Raw genomic sequence first — 24,640 nt, 5'->3', positions numbered from 1 at the left:
CTGCCCGGCCACGCCTGCGCTGCCCTGGCGTGCGGGAGACCGGGGCCTGATACCCGCCGCCGGAAACACAGAGCAGGCAAGGACGGTGGCCTCGCCCGTCCGGGTGACATGCCCCACCGTCTGCGCGCGGCGTGTCATGTCACCAGGGTGTGTCTGCGCTCAGCGCCTACGGTGGCGTCAGGAGGTGGCGCATGCGGGTGGGGTTGCACGCGCTCGGTGTCGGTGACGGTGCCCGTCCGGAGGTGATCCGTGCGGTGGCCACGGCCGCGGAGACCCACGGCTTCGCCAGGCTCTGGTGCGGTGAGCACGTGGTGCTCGTGGACACTCCGGCCTCTCGCTATCCGTACTCCGCCGACGGCCGGATCAGCGTGCCGGCGGACGCGGACTGGCTGGACCCGCTGCTCGCCCTTGCCTTCGCCGCGGCGGCCACCAGCCGGATCGGGCTCGCCACCGGTGTGCTCCTGCTGCCCGAGCACAACCCGGTCGTGGTCGCCAAGCAGACCGCCACCCTCGACGTGCTCTCTGCCGGGCGGTTCGTCCTCGGTGTCGGGGTCGGCTGGTCGGCCGAGGAATTCGCAGCGCTCGGGGTCCCCTTCGCCGGGCGAGGGCGGCGCGCCGAAGAGTACCTCGCCGCGATGCGCACCCTTTGGACCGAGGACCCGGCCTCTTTCACAGGGGAGTTCACCCGCTTCGACGCGATCAGGGTCAACCCGAAGCCGCTGCGCGGCGGCCGGCTCCCGGTCGTGGTCGGTGGCAACAGCGACGCCGCTCTTCGCCGTGCGGTCACGCTCGCCGACGGCTGGTACGGCTTCAACGTCCCGGCGGCCGAGGTGCCCATGCGCGTCGCAGTTCTCGCCGACGAGTGTGCCCGTCGCGGCCGCGCTTTCGACCAACTCATGGTCGCCGTCGCACTCAGCGACGGGACCCCGGAGCACGTACCCGCCCTCGTGGCAGCGGGCGTCAACGAAGTGGTCGTCGTCGGCGCGCCCCCGCCTTCACCTGACGCGGCAGCCACCTGGGTCGCGGAACTCGCCGAGACGTGGATTCACTGCGGACAGTGACCAAGGCCGGTCAATCAAGCTGGCCAACCGCCTGGGAATTTCCCGTGCGCCTATCGCCCGATCCACGTCAGGAACCGCGTGCGCTCTTCACCGCACTGACCATCGCCAGAAGCGTGGGCGCTGTTCGGGGTGAAGGTGGAGCCATAGGGTCCGGAGTCGAGCGTGCAAGCTACCCGGACGGGCTGGAGAGCGTAGTAGCCGAATGCGACCAGTGCCACGACCAGCAGGGCGGACAGCAGATAGCGGCGGACCATCGGGGACGGCATGACCTGATCCTACTGACGCTTCGCAAACACCGATCGGGGGCGTGGAAGCTGCGAACCTTTCTCCAACCTCGCGGGAAAGGCTGCCAGTTGGGCTGGAGGGGAGCGCGGCTGCCCAGAGGTGGCCCTTCCCGGCGTCGATGCCGTCCCAGACCTGGGTCCGTCGCTTGATCACTCTCACTCGCCCCTCCTCGTGCCGCGCATCAGCGCCGTCGCGGCCCGAGGAACACCTGCCGGGTCACATTGCGCCTGCCGTCAGCCGAAACCTCCCGGCCCCCGCACGAGACGGGTGCCGGGAGGGAACAGCAGTGAGAACCTCACAGACCGCCGACGCCGGTGCCTTCGTCGCCGTTGGAACCGAGGCCGCCGACACCGACGGTGCCACTGGCATCGACGCCGCCGACGCCGACGCCGGAATCACTGCCGGCGGCGCCGAGGCCGCCGACGCCCTCGCCGCCGCCTCGCGCTTGCTGAATGACGGCCGCAGAGACCTGGGCTTGGTTAGGCACAGCGCTGGCAATGCCGGCGCCCACGAAACCGGTGAGGGCGGTCGCAGCCAGTACCGTAGCAATCGAGCGGAACATGATCAGCTCCTTTCACTTCCCCCCTCTTGTCCCGCTCATCCTCACCGCAGTCGGACGGGTCTGCCGGTCGGCACGGGCCATCAGGATGACGTCACCCAGTGTCAACCCCAGCCCAAAGGCTCTGCCCGCACCGCCCTGCGCGGGGCATGTTCAGCCAACGCTCCTGAGCCTTCGGCTGTCCGACACGCACGGTGCCGGCACGGGCAACGGAAGGCGGCCCGCCGACTCCGGCAACCACCGCTGCTCGTGCGCGACGAACTGGGCGGCCATGGCCAGCCGCGGCAACCGGACGAGGAACTCATCGCCAAGCCGGCACACGAGGTTGTCCCAGCCGTTGGCCAGCACGTCGACCGGCAGGACCGCCAGGTCTCGCAGCGTGGCCGGCATCCATCGCGGGCTGGGGTTCTCCGAGACCGCCGTCCATCTCACATGGTCTACTGGGGGCGAGGCAGGGGGTTGAAAGCATGCAGATCCAAGGGGCAACGGCGCTGGTGACCGGCGCCAACCGTGGGCTCGGGCAGGTGATGGCACGGATGCTCCTGCAGCGCGGCGCCCAGCGCGTCTACGGCGGCGCCCGCGACCCACGGTCCGTGGTGGAACCCGGCGTGATCCCGGTCCGCCTCGACATCACCGATCCCGCCCAGGTGGCCACGGCCGCCAAGACGTGCCCCGACGTGACCTTGCTGGTCAACAACGCCGGAGTCCTCACCGACAGCCCGCTGCTGGCCGCACCCGATCTGGATGCCGCCCGCACGGAGATGGAGGTCAACTACTTCGGCACGCTCTCCGTGTGCCGCGCCTTCGCACCGCTGCTCATCGGCAACGCGCCCGGCGCCATCGTCAATGTGCTGTCCATCGCGAGCTGGTTCACCAACCCGGCGATGGGCTCGTACAGCGCCTCCAAGGCCGCCGCCTGGGCCCTGACCAACGGGATCCGCGGCGAACTCCACGACACCGGCATCCTCGTCGTCGGCGTGCACAGCGGCTACATCGACACGGACATGGCCGCCCATGTCACCGGCCCCAAGAACACCCCGGAAGCGATCGCCGAACAGGTCTTCGACGCCGTCGAAGCGAGCCGAACGGAAGTGCTCGCCGACGAACGCACGCGACAGACCAAGGCGGCCCTGGGACTTCCCGGCACGTCAGTTTCCACGCGGTTCCCATAACGCCCCCGGCGAGCCTCTTGTCGAGCGCGAGGCTCGTCAGCCGGCTCATGCTGAGCACGGGCTGGAAACGCGTCACCGGGGCACTCTCGGCGTACGAGTTGACTTCTTGGGCGGCGGCCGGGCGGCCGTCCGGATACAGGGTGTCGACCAGCCAGAGTTGCGGCGACTTTGGCCAGGGGGTAGGACCGGAACGCGCCAGAAGCCTGCTGTGGCGACCGGAGCATCGGTGGTGGGTGGGCCGGACTTGGTAAGTGGTGACGGACGACCAGCTTGGTTTGAGATCCGGAATCGCGGTTGCCGACCAGATCACTCCGCTATGGGCAGGCACTCGGCGAGCAGGTCGACGACGTCACACCAAGCTCGCTGCGCGTGCTGCGGGTGGTAGCCGACGCCGGGGAGCATGGTGTGGTCGACCGGCGGGTGGTGGAAGGCGTGCAAGGCGCCGCCGTAGACCGTGAGGCGCCAGTCGACGCCCGCAGCCTGCATCTCGGCGGTGAATGCGTTCCGTTGAGCGGGCGGCATGATCGGGTCCTCCGACCCGACCCCGGCCCACACTGGGCAGTGAATGCGCGCCGTCTCGTCCGGTCGGCCCGTGGTCAGTGCGTTCAATGTCCCGATCGCGCGCAGGTCGACGCCGTCGCGCCCGAGTTCCAGCGCGATTGCGCCTCCGGTGCCGTAGCCGATGGCGGCGATCCGGTCGGGGTCGGTCCGCGGCTCGGCGCGGAGCACGTCGAGCGCCGCGTGGCCGATGCCTCGCATCCGGTCGGGGTCGGCGAGCAGCGGCAGACAACGGGCCAGCATCTCCTCAGGGTCGCCCAAATAGCGTCCTCCGTGGAGGTCGAAGGCCAGCGCCACGTATCCCAGTTCGGCGAGCGCATCGGCCCGGCGACGCTCGACGTCGCTGAGCCCCATCCCCTCGGGCCCGACCAGGACCGCGGGCCGGCGGTCGACACCGGCCGGGAGCGCGAGGTGCCCGATCATCGTCAGGCCATCGGCGACGTATTCGATCGTGCGCGTTGTAACCGTCGTCATGAGCCTGGACTGTAGTGATCGTCGAGCCTGGTCGGGCCGGTGTTCTGCCGCCGGCAGAAGGCAGGTCTCTGGCGTATTCCGGAACACGGGCCGTGAGGTTCGCGACGTCGGCCAGCAGCGACTGGCGGCTGAGCTGGCACGGAAGCCGACGTCAGTTCGCCCCAGATCTCGGGGAATTGGCTGGAGTTGTCGCCGGTCGGTGTGCGTCTGTGTCTTGCCCCGGGGGGTGTCGGGCCGTCCCCGCGTCCCTCCGGACGGCGGCAGTGGGCCCGCGCCGCGGATGTCTGTGGCGGCGTCGGCGGCCCCGCGCCACGGATGTCGATGGCGGCACATACGGTCTGTACATGACTGATCAGTGGTGGGCGGGCGTACGTCAGCGGGTCGAGGCGGCGGGTGCAGGACCGGCCGGCAGCAAGGTGTTCGGGGCAATGGGGCACAAGTGGATCGTGGAGGACCCGCTCACCCAGGGCGAGCTTGCCGTACTCGAGGCCCAGACAGGCGTGCGGCTGCCGGAGGAGTACCGGACCTTCCTGCTCCACGTCGGCGCGGGCGGCGCCGGCCCGGCCTACGGCCTGTTCCCGGTCCGGCGCCTGCAAGGCCGCTGGCGGTGGGAGGGCGACGGCGCGGACCTGGCCGACCTGTCCAGACTCGCCGAGCCGTTTCCCGACCGGGGGCCGGACCGCAGGCTGCTCGACGAACTCCTTGCCCAACGCCCTGAGGAAGAGGACTTCGCCGACATCGAGGACTTCGACGACGCCATCGAGGTGTGGGACGAGCGGTGGGAGGCCGTCATGTTCGCCCCGGAGCGTACCGCCGGCGCCATCGTCATCTCCCACCTGGGCTGCGCCCAGCGGGAATGGCTGATCGTCAGCGGCAGCCACCGCGGCACGATCTGGTCCGACTGCCGGGTGGATGACGTAGACCTCGCCCCGCTCCTCACGGACGACGGTACGCCGGTGACGTTCGCCCGCTGGTACACCGACTGGCTGGAGAATGCCGAGCGCGACGCGTCACCGGCGCCGTAGGCCCGTGGGGCGGGCCGCTGCGCGCCCCACATGGCCGGTCCCGGTGTGTCACCGGCGGGCTGCCGTGGGTCGGTCCGGCACGACGCGGCCCCGCTCGAGCAACTCGGCGACATCCGGCTCCGAAGTCCCCACCGGTTCTCCCGGAACGGGCAGGGGTCCGGCCGCGACGACGATGACCCTCACGCAGCGACACCCCACCACCCTGCCCACGGCACGAACGCCGCCGCGGCCAGCGCTACCGGGGCCAGGCGGAGCCAGGCCGGCCTGCACGGCATCGGCCGCCGACGCCGGACCGCGGCTGCCGAGACACAGGCGGACACCACCACGGCGACGGCGAGCCCTTGCACCGCCAGCCATACCACCGGGCGGCCCCACAGCACGGGCGTCGCCGCGTCGTCCCCCAGCGCGAAGACGGCGAACGGGCAGGCCACCGCCGCCACGACCGCGACCAGGCCGAGCCCGGCCAACCACCGCACCGGGCGCAGGACCGGGCCCCGGCACAGGAGGGCGGTCACCGGGTAGGCGGCGAAGCCGAGGAGCAGCAACGCCGGGGCGAGCCGGGGCCACCGTCTGCCCGTCGTCACCGTGCTCGACGATGCCGGCTGCGCCCGCTGCGTGATCACCGGCGTCAGCCCGGAAGGAAGGCCTGCGGGCAGTCGCCGCGCTGGCCCTACACGGAGTCGGCGGCGCCCTCGTCGGCCGCGCCGTGTACTCCGTGCCTTCCCCCGCTCCCAGGCACCGGCCTGCGTAGCCCCCAGCGCGTAGCAGCAGTATCCCGCCCCTGACCAGGGAGAACGTCAGAGTGTCGCTGCAGTAGGGTGTTCATCGCGGAAGTCCACCGATCGACACGGGGAAGCCATGGTCCTGCAGATGAAGTTGGTTGCGATCACGCTCGATTGCCCCGATCCGCTGGCTTTGGCGGCGTTCTACCAGCAGGCCACCGGCCTTGAGCCGCACCCGAAGTCGGATGCCGACTTCGCGGGTCTCAACGGTGAGTACGGACTCTTCATCGGTTTTCAACGGGTGGACGACTACCGGGCCCCGAGCTGGCCCGACCAGATCGTTCCCCAGCAACTTCACCTCTGCTTCAAGGTCGAGGAGGACTTGGACGAAGCCGAGGCTCGGTTGCTGGAGCTGGGCGCGGGCAAGCCGGATCAGCAGCCTCATGGGGACGGTGCGCGGGTCCTCACCGATCCGGCCGGGCACCCCTTCTGCATCACCACACGTTGATGCCGGGCTTCGAACTGTCGGGCAGTGGCCTCGATGGCGTGCTGAGCCACGTGTGACTGGTTACGGAACGACCTGCTCCGTCCAGATGATCTTGCCGGTCGCCGTGTAGCGAGTGCCCCACCGGTGGGCCAGCTGGGCCACGATCAACAGACCCCGCCCTCCCTCGTCAGTGGTCCGGGCATGGTGCATGCGCGGCGAGGTGCTGCTGGCGTCGGAGACCTCACAGATCAGGCCACGGTCGCGGATCAGACGGAGACAGATGGGTCCGGTCGCATGGCGGATGGCATTGGTGACCAGTTCGCTGACGATGAGTTCCGTGGTGAACGTCAGATCGGGAACGTCCCACTCGGTCAGCTGCTGGACGGCGAGGCTACGGGCATGCGCGACGGCGGCCGGATCGGTGGGCAGGTCCCAGGAGGCGACCCGGTCCCGGGCCAGGACGCGCGTCCGGGCGAGAAGCAGGGCCGCATCGTCGGCCGGCGGACCGGTCACCAGATCATCGATCACCCTGCAGCCCGTCTCCTCCAGCGTCGGCAGGGGCACCGCAAGGGCATCACCCAGTCGGGAGAGCCCGATGTCGACGTCCCGGTCGAAGGACTCGATGAGGCCGTCGGTGTAGAGCGCGATGAGGCTGTCCTCGGCCAGCTCCAGTTCGACGGACTGGAAGGGGAGGTAGCCGAGACCAAGTGGCGGCCCGGCGGGCAGGTCCAGAGTGCGGGCACCACCGCCCGGACCGACGATCACCGGCGGGAGGTGACCGGCCCGGGCCAGCGTGCACCGCCCGCTGACCGGGTCGTACACGGCGTACAGGCAGGTGGCGCCCATGAACGCGGTGCCCGCGCCCTCATCCTCGGTCGCCGTCGCAGCGTCGTTGCCGTGTGCCCCCATGAGACCGATGACCAGGTCGTCCAGATGGGCCAGCAACTCGTCCGGGGAGAGATCGAGGTTGGCGAGCGTGCGTACTGCGGTGCGCAGGCGCCCCATGGTCGCCGCGGCATTGATGCCGTGTCCGGCCACGTCCCCGACCACCAGAGCGACCCGTGCTCCGGACAGCGGAATCACATCGAACCAGTCGCCGCCCACACCACCGGGGACATCCGCCGGGAGATACCACGACGCCACCTCCAGCGCGGACCCTCCCGTCAGTTCCTGCGGCAGCAGATAACGCTGCATGGAACGGGCCGCGGTGCGCTCACGGGTGAAACGACGCGCGTTGTCGATGCACACCGCCGCACGCGAGACGAGTTCCTCGGCAAGACGTACGTCGTCCTCCTCGAAGGGGCCCAGCCGCCGGGACCGGGCGAACGTCGCCGCGCCCAGGGTGACGCCGCGCGCCCGGACCGGCACGACCATCACCGAGCAGAAGTCGTAATCGCGGAAGGAGGCGCCCAGCGACTCGTCCTCGGTCACCCACGGGCTGGCGGTGCGGTCCAGGACCCGCTCCACCAGCGTCCTGCTCTCCAGCAGGCAGCGGGTCACGGGCGACGTGGCGGCACGCCGGACCGTTTCCCCTACGGCGAGACTCGCCTCAGGACAGCCCTCGCGCACCGACTGCTGCCCCGCGCGCCGGATGACCGGCGCCATCCCGACCGGCCCGGGTGCCGGTTCCTCACCCCGCATGACCGAGTCCAGCAGGTCCACGGCGACGAAGTCGGCGACGGACGGCACGGCGTCTTCGGCCAGTTCCTGCGCGGTCTGCGTCACGTCCAGGGTGCTGCCGATGCGGGTGGCGGCATCGTTGAGCAGGGCAAGGCGTTCCTGGGCCCGCCAGCGCTCGGTGACGTCGATGACCATGTACCAGACGCCGACGGTGCGACCGCGGCGGTCCTTCATGGCGAAGAAGGATGCGGAGATCGCGCGTCCGGCGTCGGGAGCCGTGTGGCCGGCCCCGCGGTATTCGTAGTCCATTACCGGAGCGCCGGTCTCCAGGACCCCACGCATCCTCTCCTCGAAGGCCGCGGCCTCCGCCTTCGGCGCCACTTCCGCCATCCGCCGCCCCAGCCGCCGTTCGAGGGGGATCTGGCGGTCCAGCGCGTCGTTCACCCACACGTACCGCAGGTCGGTGTCAAGGACGGCGATGCCGACGGGAGCGTGGGCGAGGAAGGGGGTGAGCATCAGCTGGCTCACCCCGCCGCCCGGCATCCGCCAGAAGGCCCGTTTCGGCGGCCGGCCGACGAACCGGCCGAAGACCAGTGCGGCGGCCGTGGCGACCAGGACGCCCGGGACCATCTCGTAGATGCCCGACTCGAAGGGGCCGAGGAGCGGATTGATCTTCTTCCACAGCAGCACCGTGGCCGCACCCGACACGATGCCGGCCATGGCCCCCGCCCAGGTCATGCGGGGCCAGTACAGGGAGAGGAGGACGACCGGCCCGAAGGCGGCTCCGAAGCCCGCCCAGGCGTAGGCGACGATGCCCAACAGCCCGCCGCCCCTGAGCGCGATCACGAAGGCCACCAGAATCACGGCGACGACGGCGGCGCGACCGACCCAGACCAGGGTCCTGTCCGAGGCGCGCCGGTTCACGAACGCGCGGTAGAAGTCCTCCGTGAGGGCGACGGACGACACGAGGAGCTGGCTGTCCGCGGTGGAGATGATCGCGGCCAGTACGGCGATCAGCATGACGCCGGCGCCCCAGGGATCGAACAGCGTCCGGCTGAGACTGATGTACACGGTCTGGGGGTCGTGAAGCGGCGCGCCGGTCCGGGCGATGCCCACCAGGCCGACGAGGGTGGCACCTGCGAGCACGACGATGACCCACCCGGTTTCCAGACGGCGGGCCGCAGGGACGGCACTGGTGCTGCGAATGCCCATGAAGCGGGCCAGGATGTGGGGCTGCCCGAAATAGCCGAGCCCCCAGGCGAGCAGCGAGATGATCGCGACGGCGCCGAGCGACCCCCCTGCCGACCACCGCCCGTTTCCGTAGTCGACCTTGGCGCCCATGTCCAGCAGGCCGGGGGTCTTGCTGTTCAGGGCGTCACGCAGTGCCGAGAGGCCGCCGAGCGCCCCGATACCGACGACGGGGAGCACGAGCAGGGCGAGGAACATCAGCGTGGCCTGCAACACGTGTGTCAGGCTCACGGCGAGGAAGCCGCCCAGACACGAGTAGACGACGATCACCAGCGCGGTCAGGGTCACTCCGAGCCCGAATCCGACACCGAAGATGTGCCCGAACAGCAGGCCACCGGCCACCAGCCCACTGGCGACGTAGACGGTGAAGAACACGAGGGTGACCGCCGCCGAGACCATCCGGAGCAGCCGGGTACGGTCCTCGAACCGCTCCTCCAGATAGGCCGACAAGCTCACGGCGTTCCCGGCGCGCTCGGTGTAGGTGCGCAACCTCGGCGCGACGAACAGCCAGTTGAGGTACGTACCGACCACCAGACCGGCGGCGATCCAGCTGGCACCGACACCGGCCGCGTACACCGCTCCGGGAAAGGCGAGGAACAGCCAGCCGGACATGTCGCTGGCCCCTGCGGACAGGGCGGCGACGAACGCGCTGAGCCTTCGGCCCCCCAGCGCGAAGTCGGCAAGGGTGTGAGTACGGCTGTAGGCCCAGACTCCCGTTGCGATCATGACGGCCACATACACGAGGAATGTGGCCATGATCGGCGCACTCAAGTCGATCATGTCGTCCTCGCCTGCGAGGGTTCCCGAGCATGGGCGCGACCGTCGCATGTCTGACAGTCGTGACTCTTCATGCACAAATGTACAGATCGCGACCAGCACCGGCCGACAGCGCCGCTCGTGCCCGTGCCGCCGATGGCCGGACCCACCGTCGGCTCGGGCACTCGAGCCTTTGCCGTACCGCTCAAGGTTGCGCTCGGGCGATGAGCAGTGCGACGTCGTCCTCACCGCCGGGCGAGCGCAGAATCCGCAGGATGCGCTCGCAGGTGTCTTCCAGATCGTGGCCACGTGTCGTGGTGAGGGCGTCGAGGAGGGTGTCCAGGCGGGCGTCGATCGGTTCGCTTCGGGTTTCGACCAAGCCATCGGTGTAAAGGGCCAGCTCGTCGCCGGGGCGGAAGGGGATGGTGGCGGCCTCGAAGGGGACTCCGCCGACGCCCAGCGGTGCGCCGGTGGGAAGGTCGAGAAGCTGTGCTGCGTGGCCGAGACGCATCAGAACCGGGGGCAGGTGGCCGGCGAGGCAGATCTCGCACTGGCCCTGGTGAGGGTCGTAGACGCAGTAGATGCAGGTGGTGATGGTCTGTTCCGCACCTTCGGTCAGGTGGTCGAGGTGACGCAGGGCCTCGGCGGGGGCGAGGGCGAGTTCGGCGAAGGCGCGGGCGGCACTGCGAAGTTGCCCCATGGTGGCGGCGGCTTTGATGCCACTGCCCATGACGTCCCCGACGACCAGGGCGGTCCTGTCCCCCTGGAGAGGTATGGCGTCGTACCAGTCGCCGCCGATCTCGCTCGTGGCGTCGGCCGGCTGGTAGCGGCAGGCAACCTTGAGGCCGGGCAGGTGCGATGGGGGCTCGGGAAGCAGACTGCGTTGGAGGGTGAGGGCCGCATGGCGCTGGGCCTGGTATCCACGGGCGTTGTCGATGCAGACCGCGGCTCGCGCGGCCAGCTCCAGGGCGAGGAACACGTCGTCGTCATCGAATGGCGCGGGGTTCCGGGTGCGTTTGAGGTCGAGGGCGCCAAGGACTTCGCCCCGGGCCATCAGTGGTACGGCGAGGTAGGAGTGCACGCCGGCGGCCTCGAGGAGGGAGGCGGCCTCGCCGTGTCGGGCGATGCGCTCCAGATCCTGACGGGTGGTGCGGGGTACCAGTACCGGTTCGCGGGTGCGCACGCACCGGGTGATCAGGCGGTCGCTGCCGTAGGGGGCGCGTCCCCCTGGCGGGTCGGCCGCGCGGACCGCCTCCGCGGAGGGGGCCACGCCGACCGCGAGGGTGCAGAAGAGGGCCGGTCCCTCGTGCGGCGCGGTCCGGCCGTCAAGGGCGCTGTCGAGTACGTCCACGGCGGCCACGTCGGCCAGGGCCGGGATGACGACGTCGGCCAGCTCGCACGCGGTCGTCACCAGATCGAGGGTGGTACCCACGGAGGCGGAAGCCCTGGCGATCAGTGTCAGCCTTTGCCGCGCCTGTGCCGCCTCGGCAGCGGCTCGATGGCGCTCGGTGACGTCGATGACGGAATAGGCCAGCCCCAGCACCCGCCCGCCGGAGTCCTCCAGCCGGTAGTACGAGACGGACCAGGCATGCTCGTGGTCCGGGTCGCCGGGGGGACGGCAGACGATGTCCCGGTCCACGACCGACTCGCCCGTCTCCAGGACACGGCGCAGACGTGCCTCGGGGTCCGTGTCCAGGTAGCCCAGGACCTCACCGGCCGGCCGGCCGAGACGCTCGGCGGCGGAATGGCCTGTGATGCGCTCGAGAGCAGGATTCACGGCCAGGTACCGCAGGTCCGTGTCCAAAATGGCCAGCCCGACCGGCGACTGGGACACCAGGCGCATGGCCAGGGAGGCATCTCGCTCAACCCGCTCCACAGCGGCCTGGTCCGCGGCGAGGCCCAGGGCGTATACGTCACCGAGGTCGTCCAGCAGCCGCATGTTGCGGAACTCCACCAAGCGGGTGCTGCCGTCCTTGTGGCGGATCGGGAAGGCCCCGGCCCAGTCGATGCCGGATTCCATGACCTCGGTGAACAGCTTGGTCACCGCGTCCTGGTGCTCCTCGTGGATCGTCAGCGGAGCCGCGTACTGACCCAGCGCTTCCGCCGCGGTGTAGCCGAACAGTTCCTCGGCCTTCGAACTCCAGAAGACCACCTGGCCCTGCGCGTTCAGCACCACCGCGGCGACGCCGAGCAGATCGAGCAGGCCACTGGGCGGCGCAGCGGGACCCGCCGCTGACCGCCCCTCGCGTGCTCGGGAGGAATCCGTCGCGCCCATGCCTCATTTTCCTTCCCGCTCGGCGCCTTGGCTCGTGCCGTACCGGCGGGCGTTCTGCCTTCATCCATGGTCGGCCCAGACCGAGGCAGCACACATCTGGAGCGACCGCCGACGCGACGGCCGGCATGAGTGATGGCACGGCCCGTAGGTGGTCCAGCGACAATTCAACCGATAATCGCTGTTCCGAAAAGACCGCCGATCCGACCCGCAGCGGCACGATCGGCCTGGTCACGGCCACCTACGCCTGCTCAGCGGAGCGCTCTTGGGCCTCGGGGCGCCGGCAGCGGACGGCGACGGCCGCGATGTCGTCGTCAAGTCTTCCGCCGCTGTAGTGGAGGAGGTCCTGGTGAAGCCGGTCCAGCAGCTCACGGGGCGCCACCGGGCCGAGCTGCGTCATCCACTCCGGCAGCGGGAAGAACTCGCCGGTGCGGTCCCGCGTCTCCGTTACGCCGTCGGTGTAGAGCAGCATCTGGTCGCCCGAGGCGAAGGTGAAGGTGTCGACGGTGTAGTCGTCTTCCAGGAGCATCGCGAGGTTCAGGGGCGGCGAGGGGACGGTGGCCTCGAGAACGCTGATCTTTCCGCCCTGTATCAGTAGTGGCGGCGGGTGCCCACAGTTGAGGACTTTGACATGGCCGCTGTCGTACGGGATCTCCGCGATCAGAGCGGTGGCGAAGTGCTCGGACTGATCCGGATCGATGATCGCGACGCTGTAGCGGCACATACTGGCCTCCAGGCGATGGATGATGCCCCTCAGGTCGGGCTGGTCGTACGCGTTCTCCCTGAAGCAGTTGATCACTGCCGAGGCCGCCCCCACCGCCGACAACCCCTTCCCGCGCACGTCACCGATGAGCAGCCGCACCCCGTACGGCGTGTCGGCCACCTCATAGAAGTCGCCTCCGATCCGCGCCTGCTCCTGGGCCGCCAGATACAGCGACTCGATCTCGACGTCCTGGACCCGGCGCGGCAGCGGGCGCAGCAGCACCTGCTGGGCGGCGTCGGCGACGAGCCGGATCTGGAAGAGTGTCTCCTCTCGCTGCAGTCGGAGATGGCTGGTGTAGGCGGCCGCCAGCGTGACCGCAACGATCGCGGCCGCGGTGTAGGGCGTCCCCAGATCGGTGTAGACGAGGCTGAGTCCGATCATGACCAGCAGGCAGAACGCCCCCAGCAGGATCGTCGGGAGAACCGGCCACATCGCGGCGGCGAGCGCGGGTGCGGCGGGCAGGAGACGGCTGAAGGCGATCTCCCTGGGGGTGGCGAAGGCCAGGCCGGCGACGAGGATGGTGAGAACCACGGGGGACAGCAGCACAGTCTCGCGTCGGCCACCGTATGGAGGGCGATGACGCCGAGGCCGTCCTGTCCCGATCACAAAAGGTATCTTATCGGGGCAGATCGCACGCCCGAAGAACTCCCGGTACCGGCGGAGACCTCGCGGCCCATGGCTCGGAGTCGGAGGAGCAACCGTCGAGGAGCCGGCCGACGCCGTGGACCCCCTCGACGGGCCGGCCACCACCCTCCGGCGGCCCCGTACGATGTGCCCCTCATGTGTCCGCCCGGTGTGTGACTTCTTGGTGGGCACGGCCTACGTCCTCACATCCCGGCCGTACCGCTACCGGTGAGGCCCGGAGCCAGCGCCGGGACCCAGAAGACGGCGACGGCCAGGGCGATCGAGGCGATCCCCACGACACGGGCCACCAGGCGGCCTGCCGGAGCGAGCTTCTCAGTGGTGATCACGGCGGCCAGGACCAGCATGGCCCACAGGTTCATCACGCCGAACGCGGCCAGCAGCACCATCAGTGACCAACAGCAGCCCAGGCAGAAGGCCCCGTGGTGGGCTCCGGCACGCACATCACGCGAGGACCCCGGGTACGAGGCGTAGCGCAGCATCAGCCCCATCGGCGAGCGGCACCTCGCCAGGCAGCGGTCCTTGAGGGGCGTGAGCTGGTAGACGCCACTGACCGCGAACGCGGCCGCGGCCACTGCGCTTCCCGCCGCAGCGGGGAGGCTCGCCGCCCGGCCCAGGCCGACGGCCAGCCCGTACGCCGGCAGCCCGGCCGCGGCCCAGACAAGCAGGTAGGCGACCGTGAAAACGACCATGCGCGGCGCCCGGTGCACGATGACGGTGCGTGCGTACAGCGCGGCGACGGGCACCGTGGCGGGCAGCATCATCGCAGCCATCATCAGCGCCCACACGGCCAGGAAAACGGGCAGGCCCAGGCCCATGGTGCCCGGCATCGCCTGTCTGCCGCCCCAGCGTGTCACCATCCAGACCCAGGCGGCAGCCGCCGCGACCAGCAGCAGTCCGGCGGGGCCCACCCCGCGACGGACGATGACCAGCCGACCGGTCACGCGGACCACGTGAAGGGCGCCGAGTGTCCGTTGCCGCCGGAGAAGTCCCAGGACCGGCCGTACACGCCTTCGCCCCTCGCCCGGATGGACCGGGCGATGGTCAGTGTGCTGCTCGCCGGGTGGAACATACCGGTCAGGCCCATGACCGGACCGTCCTCGCCGAACTGCGGGGCGACCTGGTCCTCGATCTCGATGTCGATGGCGTCGCCCACCCGTGCGGTGTGGCGGCGGCCGTCGTTGCGGTAGTCAATGGGGACGCGCTCCACGCCGAGGACCTCGCTGATGAGTGGAGTGAGCGCCGCCATCGGCCCGCCAGCCTGGCCGGAAAAGACCTTTCCCAGCGCCTCCGCCTGGCCGTCGTCGGCCGACGCATCGACGTACAGCGCCACCTGCCAGCCGCCCTCGGCCATCACGCGGGGCGCGTCGACGAAGACGGCGACGCTGCGGTCGGAGACGTCCACGCCGTCCACGTTCCCGCTGTCGACGTGGAACGCGAAGGTCACCTGGCAGCGCTCGTGGTCGGCGGGTGCGGTGAGACCCGAGGTGGTGCAAGGGCACACCACGTCGCAATTGCAGCTCTCCAGGTATGTGCCGTTCAGATTCCAGGGCATGGCTCTTCGCCTCCCAGACGTCGGAAACCTGGCGCCGATGCCCTGCGGGCGGGTCATACTGGTCTTCCCGCGCGCGGGGTGTCAGGGTTCCAGCTGTACCCGCTGCTGGTCGGCGAGGTACTTTTCGAGTTCGGGTGGCCGGTAGCCGGGGTCTCTGTCGTAGCGCTCCTTGGCCTCCACCGCCAGGAACTCCTCGCCGTCGAGCCGGCCCGTCTTGTCCGCCGCGCGTCCGATGGGCCGGTGCAGCGGCTCGGCCAATCGGTACAGGCCTGTCCGCGAAGGGCGCAACTTACCCATGACGTCCGGTCGCACACGGAAGTCGATGCTCTCCTCCGGCATCATCGCGCTCGGCCCGGCCGCACTGAGCGCATCCGGATCGAACACCAGGCCGTACTTACGAGCCTGGTCCACCATCCAGAGCAGGGTGATGTCGGACAGCCCTGTCTCCAGGTAGCCGCCACCGACATCGCAATGCACTCCGGCGAACCACACCTGCTTCAGTTCCTGGCCCCGAGCGGCTGCCCCGGGCTGCTGTTGCCACAGCGTCGGCCGGAACGCCGAGCGCTGTTCGTCGATGGCCAGCGCATGGAAGGCCGCCCTGACCCGACTGCTCAGCTGGGTGTCGTGGAAGGCCCAGCGGTGGTTGATGCGATCCACGACCGGATCAAGCGCCCGGGAGGACGGGACCGGGATGCCGAGGGCACCGACCGTGTCCCACACCCCGATGAAGTCGATCTCCGTCTCGTGCGCGTACGAACGGCGGAACAGCGTGGAGGCCGCGCCGCTCGGCTTCTCGATCCGGTCGCGGTAGAGGTCCCAGGCTTCCTGGATCCGGCGGGTGTGCTCCCGGCGCACGATGCCGCAGTTGCGCACGAGACCCGCCAGGCTGCGAACGGTGAACGCGCCTCGGCTGAAGCCGAACAGAAACAGTTCGTCGCGGTGCTCGTACGTCTCGACGAGGAAGCGGTAGGCATCGATCACGTTCTGAGACAGGCCCACGCCGAACGCGCCGCCGCTGAGATGCTCCCAGCGGCGGGTTCCGACGCCGCTGTGGTAGTACACACGCTGTTCCTTGCCGTCAGCGACTCCGGAGCGCACGGACAGCGCGACCTTGGTGACGTTGGTCTTGCCCGGCTGGTCGGCGAAGTCCCATGTTCCGTCGCAGCAGATGACGAGACGCTTGGGCATGACGACCCCTCCTGGTGCAAGGGAACTGGTGCAAGGAAAGCGCCCCTGTTCATCTCCCGCCCAGGCCGTGGGACGCCAACCGCCTTGGGCAGTACCGGAGTTCGCGCAAGATGGCCCGACGGGTCGAGTACGTCCGCAGGCGTCAGGAACGGCTGTGTGGACCGTCGGCGGAACAGCTGGGACAACGGTGCCGCTGCCGCCCGGCGGGCGGTTTTGATGCCAGCTTCCCTCCTGTGGGGTCGGGTGTCCAGCGGAGATATGTTGACTCGTCAAACAGCCAGCTGCTTCGAACTCTTCATCGCCGCCAGGACCGTGGCCGTCTTGTGGGTGTGAGCGTCACATGGAATTGCGCTGTGGCATAGGCCTATGTGCAGTACCCGTTCAATATGCCGGATTCACCCGATCAGCGTACTCTGCAAGGGGAAGGTGAGTACGCCTGATGCGGTTCCGCCATTGTCGTCGCCCATTCGTGGCGACCGCCATCCGTGGATGTGCACACGAGGAGTAGGCGATGTGCTCGCTCGGGACTTGTTGTAGTCCGTCATCGGCAACGCCCCGCACCGCAGGCCACGCGTGATGACCGGGTTCGCCGACCTTCTCCTGATCCGCTATTCGGATCCGGCAAATGTGGAATCGCTGCTGATCCCGCAGGGCGACACCGACCGGAAGCGGATCCAGGACCTGCTGGCCTCGGTCTACGAGCCGCAGCGGTTGGAGGTGAAGACGGTCGACTCGGTCACCGTCACCGCCAAACACTTCCAGGTGCCCGTTGTCGAACCCGTAACGCTCCGGGCCGAGTGGGAAAAGGTGCTCCCGCAGCCCGAGCAGGCGCGCGCCTGCGTCAAGGTTCCGGCCATCGTGCCGACCCGTTGGATAGACATGGCCCTGGAGACCGTGGTCACGGCCCACGTCGCGCTGACCGAGGGGGCCCTGGACTCGGTGGCCTTCGATGACGTATCGGCCCTGACCGAGCAGGAGTTCGTCGCAAGGTTCCAGTTTCTCGACCTGCCCGCACTGATGCAGGCAGCTCATGTGCCGAGCTACGCCGAGCTTCAAGCGGACTTCCCACGGCTCTACCACTTGCACTTCGCGGAGCCTCCGCCCTTCGATCCGCAGGCTCCCGTCCGTACCTTTCGACTGCGTGTCTCCGTGCTCTTCTTCCCCACCCTGGATCTGGGCGCCGCGCTGCGCCAACTGACCGAGAGCAAGCGGGCCCTGGACGCGTTCCAGCCCGGCCTCGACGCCTACGAAGGCGGCGATCTGCTCACCACGAGCGCGTGGCTCGGGGTCTTCCCCGCCGACCTGTTCCCTTCCGCGACGCCTCCGGTGACACAGCAGCAGGTGGCCGATGTTCTCGCGGAGGAGGGCTTCGTGGCCGCGTTTGAAAATTCAGGAGGCAGTTGATGCCGGTCAAGTACATCGAAGTCGACGCGAAGAGCGAACTCTTCGTACCCGCTACCCGGGCTTTCGGTGACATCGCCATCGTCGGCCAAGCCGGCGTCACAGCACGATCGCCCGACGCCGAGCCGCAGGACTTCACCAGCCCGTCGCAGTCGGACGCGGCCTATCCCAGCGTCAGGACAGAACTCACCGCGGACGCAGCCGCCGGCGCCACCACCATCACCACCCAGGACAGTGTGGCCGTGTCCACCACCGTGACGATCGGCACAGGCACGACGTCGGAATCCGCCACCGTGGCGAAGGTGGACGGGACCGGTCCGTTCACGTTGACACTCGCCCAGGCCCTGGCGAAGGACCATGCGGCCAACACCCCGGTGCAGGGCAACAGGCCACCCCTGGCGGCAGCCATCGCCACCGCGTTCTCGCAGTCACCACCCCCGACCAGGATCTGGGGCGTCCCTGTCGACGCGACGAACCCGGACTGGAAGTCGGCACTCGACAAAGTGCAGAACCTCGACGTCCAGATCGTGCTGCTCGCCAACACCCCGCTCAACAAGGACAACGCAGGGGTGGTGGGTGAGCTGGCCAAACATGTGGTGCAGGTCTCCGAAGAGGGCGGGGACGGCAAGGAGCGCATCGGCGTGGCCATGATCAACTTGCTCGACGGCACCCTCGCGGCCAAGGATGTCGCCGGCCTCAACGCCGGCGATGTGCACAACGAGCGGATGTTCCTGGTCGCCCACAAGTCCGCCGACGATGTGGCGGCGGCGACCGCCGGGGTGATCGCCGGTTACGAGCCGCACATCTCCATGCTGCTCAAGCCGATCAGCATCTCGATGCCCGGGGTGTTCTCGGACAGCGAGATCGATGTGTTCGTCGAGAACCACGTCAACTGGATCACCAGTCCGTCGCTGATTCCCGGACACTCGCTCTTCCTGGGCGAGGGCTACACGGCTGACCCCAGCAGGAACAAGGCGTACATCGACATCGTCCGGACGATCGACGACGTCACCTTCCGGATCAAGGCGGTGCTGATTCAGGCCATCGGAAACCTCCGTACCAGCCGCTCCGGGCTGCGCTCCGCGGTGACGCTCGTCCAGAGCGTACTCGGGCCGCTGGTGGGGCGAGCGGTCATCGAGGACTACGCGATACACATCCCGCTGCTGACACTGCTGGAAAAGGACCCGCAGACGCTGTCGGCGGCGGAACAGCAGGAGATCCGCCAGGCACAGTCCAACCGCACGGTCGACATGGAGGTGAGCGTCGTCTATGCGGGCGCCATCCACCGGCTCCACATCGACCTGACCCTCACGTAAGCGGAGCGAAACGATGCCCGATGCTCTCAAATGGGATACCCGGTTGACGGTGATGGTCGGCACGACCCCCGTCACCCCCATCGACTCGTTCAACCCCACGTTCAACGTGCCGGTGCAACCACTGCACTCCCTGGAGGCCGACAACGTCGCGCACGTGGCCCAGCCGCAGGCCTTCACCTTCACCATGGCCGTCAAGGCCATAGGCCCCGTGGTGGCGCAGCTCACCACCATGGCATTGAGCCACACCAAGTTCAGCGTCGGGATCCAGGAGGCCAGGGGGAACGACTGGACCTTCCGGCAGATCGCCTTCAACGACTGTTACATCACGTCGGTCGCCAACACCATCGTCATCGACGGGGTACCCACCACGACCTTCAACTGCATCTGCCTGGAAGTCATCGCGACCAGCGCGTAGCAGGATTCCGGAGAACACCATGTCGGACAACACCATGTCGCACAACGCCATGCCGGACAACAGCATGCCGGGCGACGAGGAAGGCGCGGCGCACCGGGTGGAACCGGTGACGGTCTCCCGCTCCGGCGACGAGGTGCACTACCACTTCCCGATCCACGTAGTGATGGTCGGGGACGTCGAGGAGGAGACCAAGAGCGAGATCGAGGCCCGGATCTGGAACGCCCTCTACGACGCCATGGGTTGACGCGGAGACTCCGATGCCGGCGACATGTCACTTTCCGATCACCGTGGTGGTGAGGGGCAACCTCTCGCCCCCCGCACTGGAAGAACTCGGCAAGGCCGTCGAGGGAGCTGTCGAGGAGCGGTTGCGCCTGGCCGACAGTCGGCTGGCCTCCGCCGGCGGCGGGACACCGGCAACAGACCAGCCGTTGGCCGTCACCGCCTCCCACGCGGGCGGCATGTACGGTGAGAACGATCTGGGATTCATCCTGGGGCAACGCGGCTATGTCCTGCTCGTGGCATCGACGGGTCCCGGTGCCCACGGGTTCACCGCCTCCGGCTTCGACGCCATCGCGTACCACCCGCGAACGGGCGAACTCTGGCTGATCGACAACAAGGCCCGCGGGACCGCGGAGGCCATCAGGGGCGAAGAGGTGACCTCGCTCGGCGTGAACCTCACCGCGAGCCTGGACAAAGCGATCACCCTCGTACGCGACATGCCGGACTTCCCCGACAGGGCCGGTATTCTCGCCAGACTACGAGAAGCACTCGGGGCCGTGCGCGGCGGCCGTCCGATTCCCGAGACCCTCGGGGCCCTCGACATCAAGCTGAAGGTGCTCAACGCCGGCGGATATGCCCCACGCGGCAGAAACCTGCCGAAGGGCGTGGAATTCGAGGACATCGTCGGCCCGGGGATCATATCCGCGCGCCGGGCGCAGGTTACCGCGGCCAAGAAGGCGAAACTGAAGCCCGGACGCCCGCGTGAACATGCGACGACCGGGGAAACGCGCCGGCGTGTGCGTGGCGCGCAGTCTCGCGAGCCCATACCGGCACCGGGCCGCACGAGCGTCACCCGAAGAGTCAGGGGCGCGGGGAGCCGCCTCCTGGCATTGGCCGCCGTGGTGCTGTGGAACGCCATCATGACTTTGGTGGAAGGGGCCATCGAGAACAAGGTTCTGGAGCATCTGACCGCCGAGAAACTCAAAGCTCTCGAACCGGCCGTCTTCGCGCGCCTCGACGAGCAGTTCCGCACGATGGCCGAACTCCAGCTGCGGCAGCCCGGTGCACCGCTCTTCGGCAACATCGGCATCCTCACCACGGTCTACCGGGCCCCCGGCGAAGACCAGGAACTCATAGGCTGCGACATCGAACTCACCTCCGTCGCGATCAGCACGACACGCGTCCAACACAGCGAGCAATCACGTATCTGGGTCGGCAGTTACCTCACCGCGCGAGCGCCGCTCGACCTGATCCGCTCCACCCTCTCGATCGAGCTGATGCCGCTCGGCGACCACGAACTCCGCGCGGTTCTCCTGGAGGACATCGCCACCGAGGAAGCCACCGTTCAGGAAAGCTCTGCGACACCGGAGCAACTGCGCGCCTCGCAACGGCGCCGCGACGAACTCATGGACCAGCTAAGCCTGTTGGAATCGCGATGACGAGCGCGTCCACGACGAGCATCCGGATCCATCTGCCGGAGTCGGCCGTCGTCACCGGCGAACCGGACGAGGCGCAGCGGCATGCGCTGGAGCAGGTACTGATCGCCGCTGTCGGCCGCGCGGTCGCCCGTACCCGGCCCGGCACCGGAGGACCCGTCACGGCGCAGACGCAGACGCAGACGCAGACGCAGACGGAAGGTACGGTGCAGGCGCTGACGCAGCCGGCACCCGTATCCGTCGCGGCAGTGGGCGGCGAGACGGAGCCTCCCGCGGACGTCCCGCGCGTTCTTCCCGACGGTCCCCGGCGGACGACGCCGCCGAGGCGACCCCGCGCGGAGGCGACCGCGCCAGGAGCGGGACAGGCTCCAGAAGGCCCCGTCCTCGTCGTCGCCGCACCCCCAGCGGCCATGACCCCGGCCGCCGCCCCGGAACACCTCGCCGGGGACCGGGTCGTCACCGGTCCGAGCGCGTTCGAAGGGCGTCTGGTGATGATGCTCGACGCCTTCCGCGGAGTGACGCTGGGCGGCGCCGGACGGTACGTCCGCGCGAGCAACTTCGCCCGCGCGAGGCAGCTCGGCCTTGCGGTCTTCGGCGCCACGTCCTTCGCGATCCTGGAAGGGCCTGCCGGAACCGAGGCGAGCGGCTTCTGGGTGGTGGGGACCACGCCGAGCGTCACCGAGGAGACGATGAACCGCGGTGGTTCCCCCTGGGAGTTCGAAGGCATGACCGTGACGTCCGTACCCGTCGGCGAAATCCTGCCGACCGTGTCCGACGACGCCGGTCTCCGCTACACCGTTCACACGGTGGTGACGCAAGAACGGCATCCGCTGACCCGCAACAGGGCGGCGGCCACCCGGCTGATACGGCTCATCAATCGCCCCGGGCCCGAATTGGCGAAGGAGGAGGTCCACCGTTTCGTCTTCGGGGAACTCGACCTGTTGGTCGCCGAGGTCCTCGCCGGTGACAAGCGTCGGCTCCAGGAGGCTGCCGACCGGCTTGCCCAGCTCGGCTTGGAAGCCTTCTCGCTCGTCGACTGGTCCGGAAAGGCCGGATACCTGACGGTCCTCGTCGAAGCCCACCGGCTCAGGGAGCACGACCGGGCCATCGTGGAGATCATGCGGTCGCTGGACAGCACTTCGGAGTTGCTGGCCGTTCAGGCGATGCTGACGCCGAGCGGGCTCTATGCCGAACTCTTCGACGACCTGACCGAAGAGTTGTGGAACCTGCTGATCACGGTCGGCCGCAAGTTCGGCGACCCCGCACCCATCACCTTCGGCAGCTTCGTCACCCTGGTCGAGGAGGCGTTCCGCCTGCCCCGCACCTTCCAGGAGGCCGTCCAGCGCGCGGTCGAAGAGGGCGACCCGGAACACCTTGCCTGGAGGGAGCTGGCCGAGGTCACCGAAGCGGTGCGGGCCGTACTGGGGCTGCTGGGCGGCATGCTGGATTCCCTCAAGCTGTTGGTGACCCAGCCCGTGAAAATCGTGGAAGGCCTGGCCCAGCTCACCCGCCTGGTCATCACCGTCGCACTCGCCCGCTTCGGCTATCCGCCCGCGCGTGCCGAGTGCGCGGCTCTGCTGAGCCACCTGGGTACAGCGCTCGCCGAGGGGTTCAAGGGAATGGCGGTGCTGCACGTCGGCGACAGGGTGGTCACCCGGATCAAGTGGGCTGTCGTGGTGGAGGTCGCCAGTTGGTTCATCGGCGTCGGGGAGGTCAAGGCGGCGGTAGAGGGTGTCGGCCTGGGCGAGAAGCTGGCGGCCGTACTGCGGTTCCTGAGTGTTCTCGGCGCGGTGGCGAAGACGCCTGAGGCCGAGGTGATCGCCGTTCGGCTGGCTCGGCTCGCCCAGGCGTTGCGGGAGGGCAGCACGGTCCTGAAGGAGCTTGAGGGCGAGGGGGAAGTGATCGAGCTGCTGAACCACCTGCCGAAGGAGGACCAAGTCCGGCTCGGTGACCTCCTGCGACAGGTCGAGGTCGCCGAGGGAGCCACCCTGAGCACCCTGGCCACCGCCCACACCGAGCTGGGGTCGCTGGCCCACGAGTCGCTGCGCAAGATCGAGGTGCTGCAGACGCTGGCTGCCAAGGCCGGCGGTCTCACCGAGCGGCTGGGCACGGCCTTCCGTCACCTCGCCGGCCGGGACGGCTTCGAGATGGCGGAGTTGAGGCGAATCGCCGACGCGCTCCCCGCAGGCGAAGGGAGGCGTTTCGTGGCTGTTCTGGAGCGCATCGGGCTGGAGCGCATCGGGCCGCAGGCGGAGGTCGGGGCGGATGTGCTGACATTGCTCGCCGGCGACACGCAACGCATGAACGCGGTCGGGGACTTCGGCTACGGAGTCGTCGCCGGGCTCCTGGAGCGGTCCGGCGGGCAGGCCAAGGCGTTCGACACCACGCTCGAGGAGCTGCGACGCGTGCAGGTCCAGTACCTCAAGAAGGAAGGTCCCGTCGCTTTCCGCCGCCTCCTGGACGGACTGGAGCGCGGGGACCCGGAGGCCTGGAGTCGGCTGCCGGGCATCATGGCCAGGAAGCGACAGGCCGACCAGGCGGCCGTACTCAAGCTGATCGACGAGATCGAGCGCCGGTACGGGGAACTGGCCACGCACCCCGCCGAGTTGGACAAGCGGCTGCGAAGCCTGCGGCGTATGGCCCGCGAGGACCCGGAGCGGGCGACGAGGGTGATCGCGTGGTTCGAGGAACACCGGCCGGACCGCACGGGCACCACCGGCGGCAAGTGGGACATCGCCGCGGAGTTCGACGACGCGGCCCGTCAGGCGACCCACGACGAGAAAGCCCTGCACTACGAACCCGGCGAGGAGCCGGCCGAAGCGCTCACCGTCACCGAGAAGCGGCATCAGGAGATCAGGGAGATCAGGCGCGCCTCGGCGGAGCTGGAGGCCAACATGGCCGCCGCCGGCGACCCGCGTCCTCCCGGCCACGACACGCACCACATCGTCGCCTACAAGGACTCCCGCGCCGCGATCGCCCGCAAGATCCTCGAGGACGCTGGGATCAACCCGCGCAACTCCCCTCTGAACGGCATCCATCTGCCGCGCACCTCGATGGAGGCGCGAACGATCCCGGCGGCCGGGACACGCCACCCGACGTTGCACACGGACTTCTACTACCGGGAGGTGACCCTCCGAATGATCAAGGGCAAGCGCAACGGACAGGTTGCCGAGGAACTTGCGCTGCTCAAGCGCGATCTCTGGGAGAGCTTCACCCATCCTCAGGTGAAGTTCTCCACGCGAGGGCATGACTTCGCCGAGTCGCTGCTCGCGCACGAGACCGACTTCGAGTGGATGACCGCGGAGGAACTCGAGGAGGTCCTCGAAGCCGTGGCCCCGGGCAGGAAGCCGGTTTCGGCGCCCGGCGCCCCCTCCGTCAAGTACCGCGTCGCCCCTGCCCCCGGCAGTGCGCCTTCGCGTCGCCGCAGATGAGGATCGGGCCGCACGGGCCCTGGAGGAGGGTGCCG

Annotated in this window: 21 protein-coding genes; 10 read left to right on the top strand and 11 right to left on the bottom strand. The window is 69.1% G+C overall.

Translation table 11 applies throughout. The features are described 5' to 3' along the window. Nucleotides 1-191: 191 nt before the first annotated feature. Entirely contained in the window at nt 192-1,061 is an 870-nt protein-coding gene (locus A6P39_RS40335; RefSeq protein ID WP_067040146.1) for an LLM class F420-dependent oxidoreductase, read from the top strand. Nucleotides 1,062-1,111: 50 nt separating this feature from the next. Here the strand turns inward: A6P39_RS40335 and A6P39_RS40330 are convergent, their stop codons facing one another. The 3 genes from A6P39_RS40330 to A6P39_RS40320 form a co-directional block, all read right to left on the bottom strand. Next, a complete protein-coding gene (locus tag A6P39_RS40330) occupies nt 1,112-1,327 on the bottom strand; it encodes a hypothetical protein (RefSeq protein ID WP_067040151.1) in 216 nt (71 codons plus the stop codon). A 314-nt stretch (nt 1,328-1,641) separates the two neighbouring features. After that, nucleotides 1,642-1,908 (bottom strand): hypothetical protein, encoded by a 267-nt coding sequence (locus tag A6P39_RS40325; RefSeq protein ID WP_067040154.1) that lies wholly within the window; start codon nt 1,906-1,908, stop codon nt 1,642-1,644. A gap of 150 nt (nt 1,909-2,058) precedes the next feature. Next, a complete protein-coding gene (locus tag A6P39_RS40320; RefSeq protein WP_067040158.1) occupies nt 2,059-2,295 on the bottom strand; it encodes a phosphotransferase in 237 nt (78 codons plus the stop codon). A gap of 77 nt (nt 2,296-2,372) precedes the next feature. Between A6P39_RS40320 and A6P39_RS40315 the strand changes: the two genes are divergently transcribed. Next, on the top strand, nt 2,373-3,077 hold the full coding sequence (locus tag A6P39_RS40315; RefSeq protein ID WP_067040161.1) for an SDR family oxidoreductase: 705 nt from the start codon (nt 2,373-2,375) through the stop codon (nt 3,075-3,077). A 306-nt stretch (nt 3,078-3,383) separates the two neighbouring features. On the opposite strand, the gene A6P39_RS40310 is transcribed toward A6P39_RS40315, so the two are convergent. Beyond that, entirely contained in the window at nt 3,384-4,109 is a 726-nt protein-coding gene (locus tag A6P39_RS40310) for a dienelactone hydrolase family protein (protein ID WP_275883954.1), read from the bottom strand. A gap of 344 nt (nt 4,110-4,453) precedes the next feature. Here A6P39_RS40310 and A6P39_RS40305 point away from each other — a divergent pair, with 344 nt between their 5' ends. Next, entirely contained in the window at nt 4,454-5,134 is a 681-nt protein-coding gene (locus A6P39_RS40305) for an SMI1/KNR4 family protein (RefSeq protein ID WP_067052182.1), read from the top strand. A 179-nt stretch (nt 5,135-5,313) separates the two neighbouring features. Here the strand turns inward: A6P39_RS40305 and A6P39_RS40300 are convergent, their stop codons facing one another. Then, entirely contained in the window at nt 5,314-5,718 is a 405-nt protein-coding gene (locus tag A6P39_RS40300) for a hypothetical protein (RefSeq protein WP_234379122.1), read from the bottom strand. Between the two features lie 274 nt (nt 5,719-5,992). Between A6P39_RS40300 and A6P39_RS40295 the strand changes: the two genes are divergently transcribed. Next, nucleotides 5,993-6,364: a VOC family protein gene (locus A6P39_RS40295; RefSeq protein ID WP_067052178.1), complete on the top strand. Its 372-nt coding sequence runs from the start codon at nt 5,993-5,995 to the stop codon at nt 6,362-6,364. A gap of 60 nt (nt 6,365-6,424) precedes the next feature. Here A6P39_RS40295 and putP read toward each other — a convergent pair whose 3' ends face one another. The 6 genes from putP to A6P39_RS40265 form a co-directional block, all read right to left on the bottom strand. Next, a complete protein-coding gene (gene putP, locus A6P39_RS40290; RefSeq protein ID WP_067052176.1) occupies nt 6,425-9,991 on the bottom strand; it encodes a sodium/proline symporter PutP in 3,567 nt (1,188 codons plus the stop codon). Nucleotides 9,992-10,172: 181 nt separating this feature from the next. Beyond that, nucleotides 10,173-12,242, bottom strand: coding sequence for a SpoIIE family protein phosphatase (locus A6P39_RS40285; protein ID WP_067052175.1), 2,070 nt, complete (start codon nt 12,240-12,242; stop codon nt 10,173-10,175). 238 nt (nt 12,243-12,480) lie between these two features. After that, nucleotides 12,481-13,533 carry a PP2C family protein-serine/threonine phosphatase gene (locus A6P39_RS40280; RefSeq protein WP_234379120.1) on the bottom strand — a complete coding sequence of 351 codons (1,053 nt, stop codon included), beginning with the start codon at nt 13,531-13,533 and terminating at the stop codon, nt 12,481-12,483. A gap of 296 nt (nt 13,534-13,829) precedes the next feature. Then, a complete protein-coding gene (locus A6P39_RS40275; RefSeq protein WP_067052185.1) occupies nt 13,830-14,588 on the bottom strand; it encodes a DUF2182 domain-containing protein in 759 nt (252 codons plus the stop codon). Continuing rightward, nucleotides 14,585-15,199, bottom strand: a complete 615-nt coding sequence (locus A6P39_RS40270; RefSeq protein ID WP_067052171.1) for a DUF1326 domain-containing protein — start codon at nt 15,197-15,199, stop codon at nt 14,585-14,587. The genes A6P39_RS40275 and A6P39_RS40270 overlap by 4 nt, the downstream gene beginning before the upstream one ends. Nucleotides 15,200-15,280: 81 nt before the next feature. Further along, the gene (locus A6P39_RS40265; protein WP_067052170.1) at nt 15,281-16,387 is read right to left on the bottom strand and encodes a DUF2235 domain-containing protein; all 1,107 of its coding nucleotides are present in this window, start codon (nt 16,385-16,387) and stop codon (nt 15,281-15,283) included. Between the two features lie 576 nt (nt 16,388-16,963). Between A6P39_RS40265 and A6P39_RS40260 the strand changes: the two genes are divergently transcribed. From A6P39_RS40260 to A6P39_RS40235, 6 genes are read left to right on the top strand one after another with little or no spacing between them, the layout of a single operon-like run. Then, nucleotides 16,964-17,791, top strand: coding sequence for a hypothetical protein (locus tag A6P39_RS40260; protein ID WP_067052168.1), 828 nt, complete (start codon nt 16,964-16,966; stop codon nt 17,789-17,791). Next, entirely contained in the window at nt 17,791-19,104 is a 1,314-nt protein-coding gene (locus tag A6P39_RS40255) for a hypothetical protein (protein WP_067052166.1), read from the top strand. The genes A6P39_RS40260 and A6P39_RS40255 overlap by 1 nt, the downstream gene beginning before the upstream one ends. Before the next feature lie 13 nt (nt 19,105-19,117). Continuing rightward, a complete protein-coding gene (locus tag A6P39_RS40250; RefSeq protein WP_067052164.1) occupies nt 19,118-19,519 on the top strand; it encodes a hypothetical protein in 402 nt (133 codons plus the stop codon). A gap of 19 nt (nt 19,520-19,538) precedes the next feature. Continuing rightward, nucleotides 19,539-19,763, top strand: coding sequence for a hypothetical protein (locus A6P39_RS40245; RefSeq protein ID WP_067052162.1), 225 nt, complete (start codon nt 19,539-19,541; stop codon nt 19,761-19,763). Between the two features lie 13 nt (nt 19,764-19,776). Continuing rightward, nucleotides 19,777-21,177 (top strand): hypothetical protein, encoded by a 1,401-nt coding sequence (locus A6P39_RS40240; RefSeq protein ID WP_067052159.1) that lies wholly within the window; start codon nt 19,777-19,779, stop codon nt 21,175-21,177. Beyond that, complete coding sequence (locus A6P39_RS40235) at nt 21,174-24,605, top strand: AHH domain-containing protein (RefSeq protein ID WP_275883953.1); 3,432 nt, start codon at nt 21,174-21,176, stop codon at nt 24,603-24,605. The genes A6P39_RS40240 and A6P39_RS40235 overlap by 4 nt, the downstream gene beginning before the upstream one ends. Nucleotides 24,606-24,640: the final 35 nt, after the last annotated feature.

It is taken from the genome of Streptomyces sp. FXJ1.172, assembly GCF_001636945.3.
Taxonomy (GTDB): domain Bacteria; phylum Actinomycetota; class Actinomycetes; order Streptomycetales; family Streptomycetaceae; genus Streptomyces.
The sequence above is the reverse complement of the archived record's forward strand: the minus strand, read 5'-3'. Positions and strand labels throughout refer to the sequence as shown.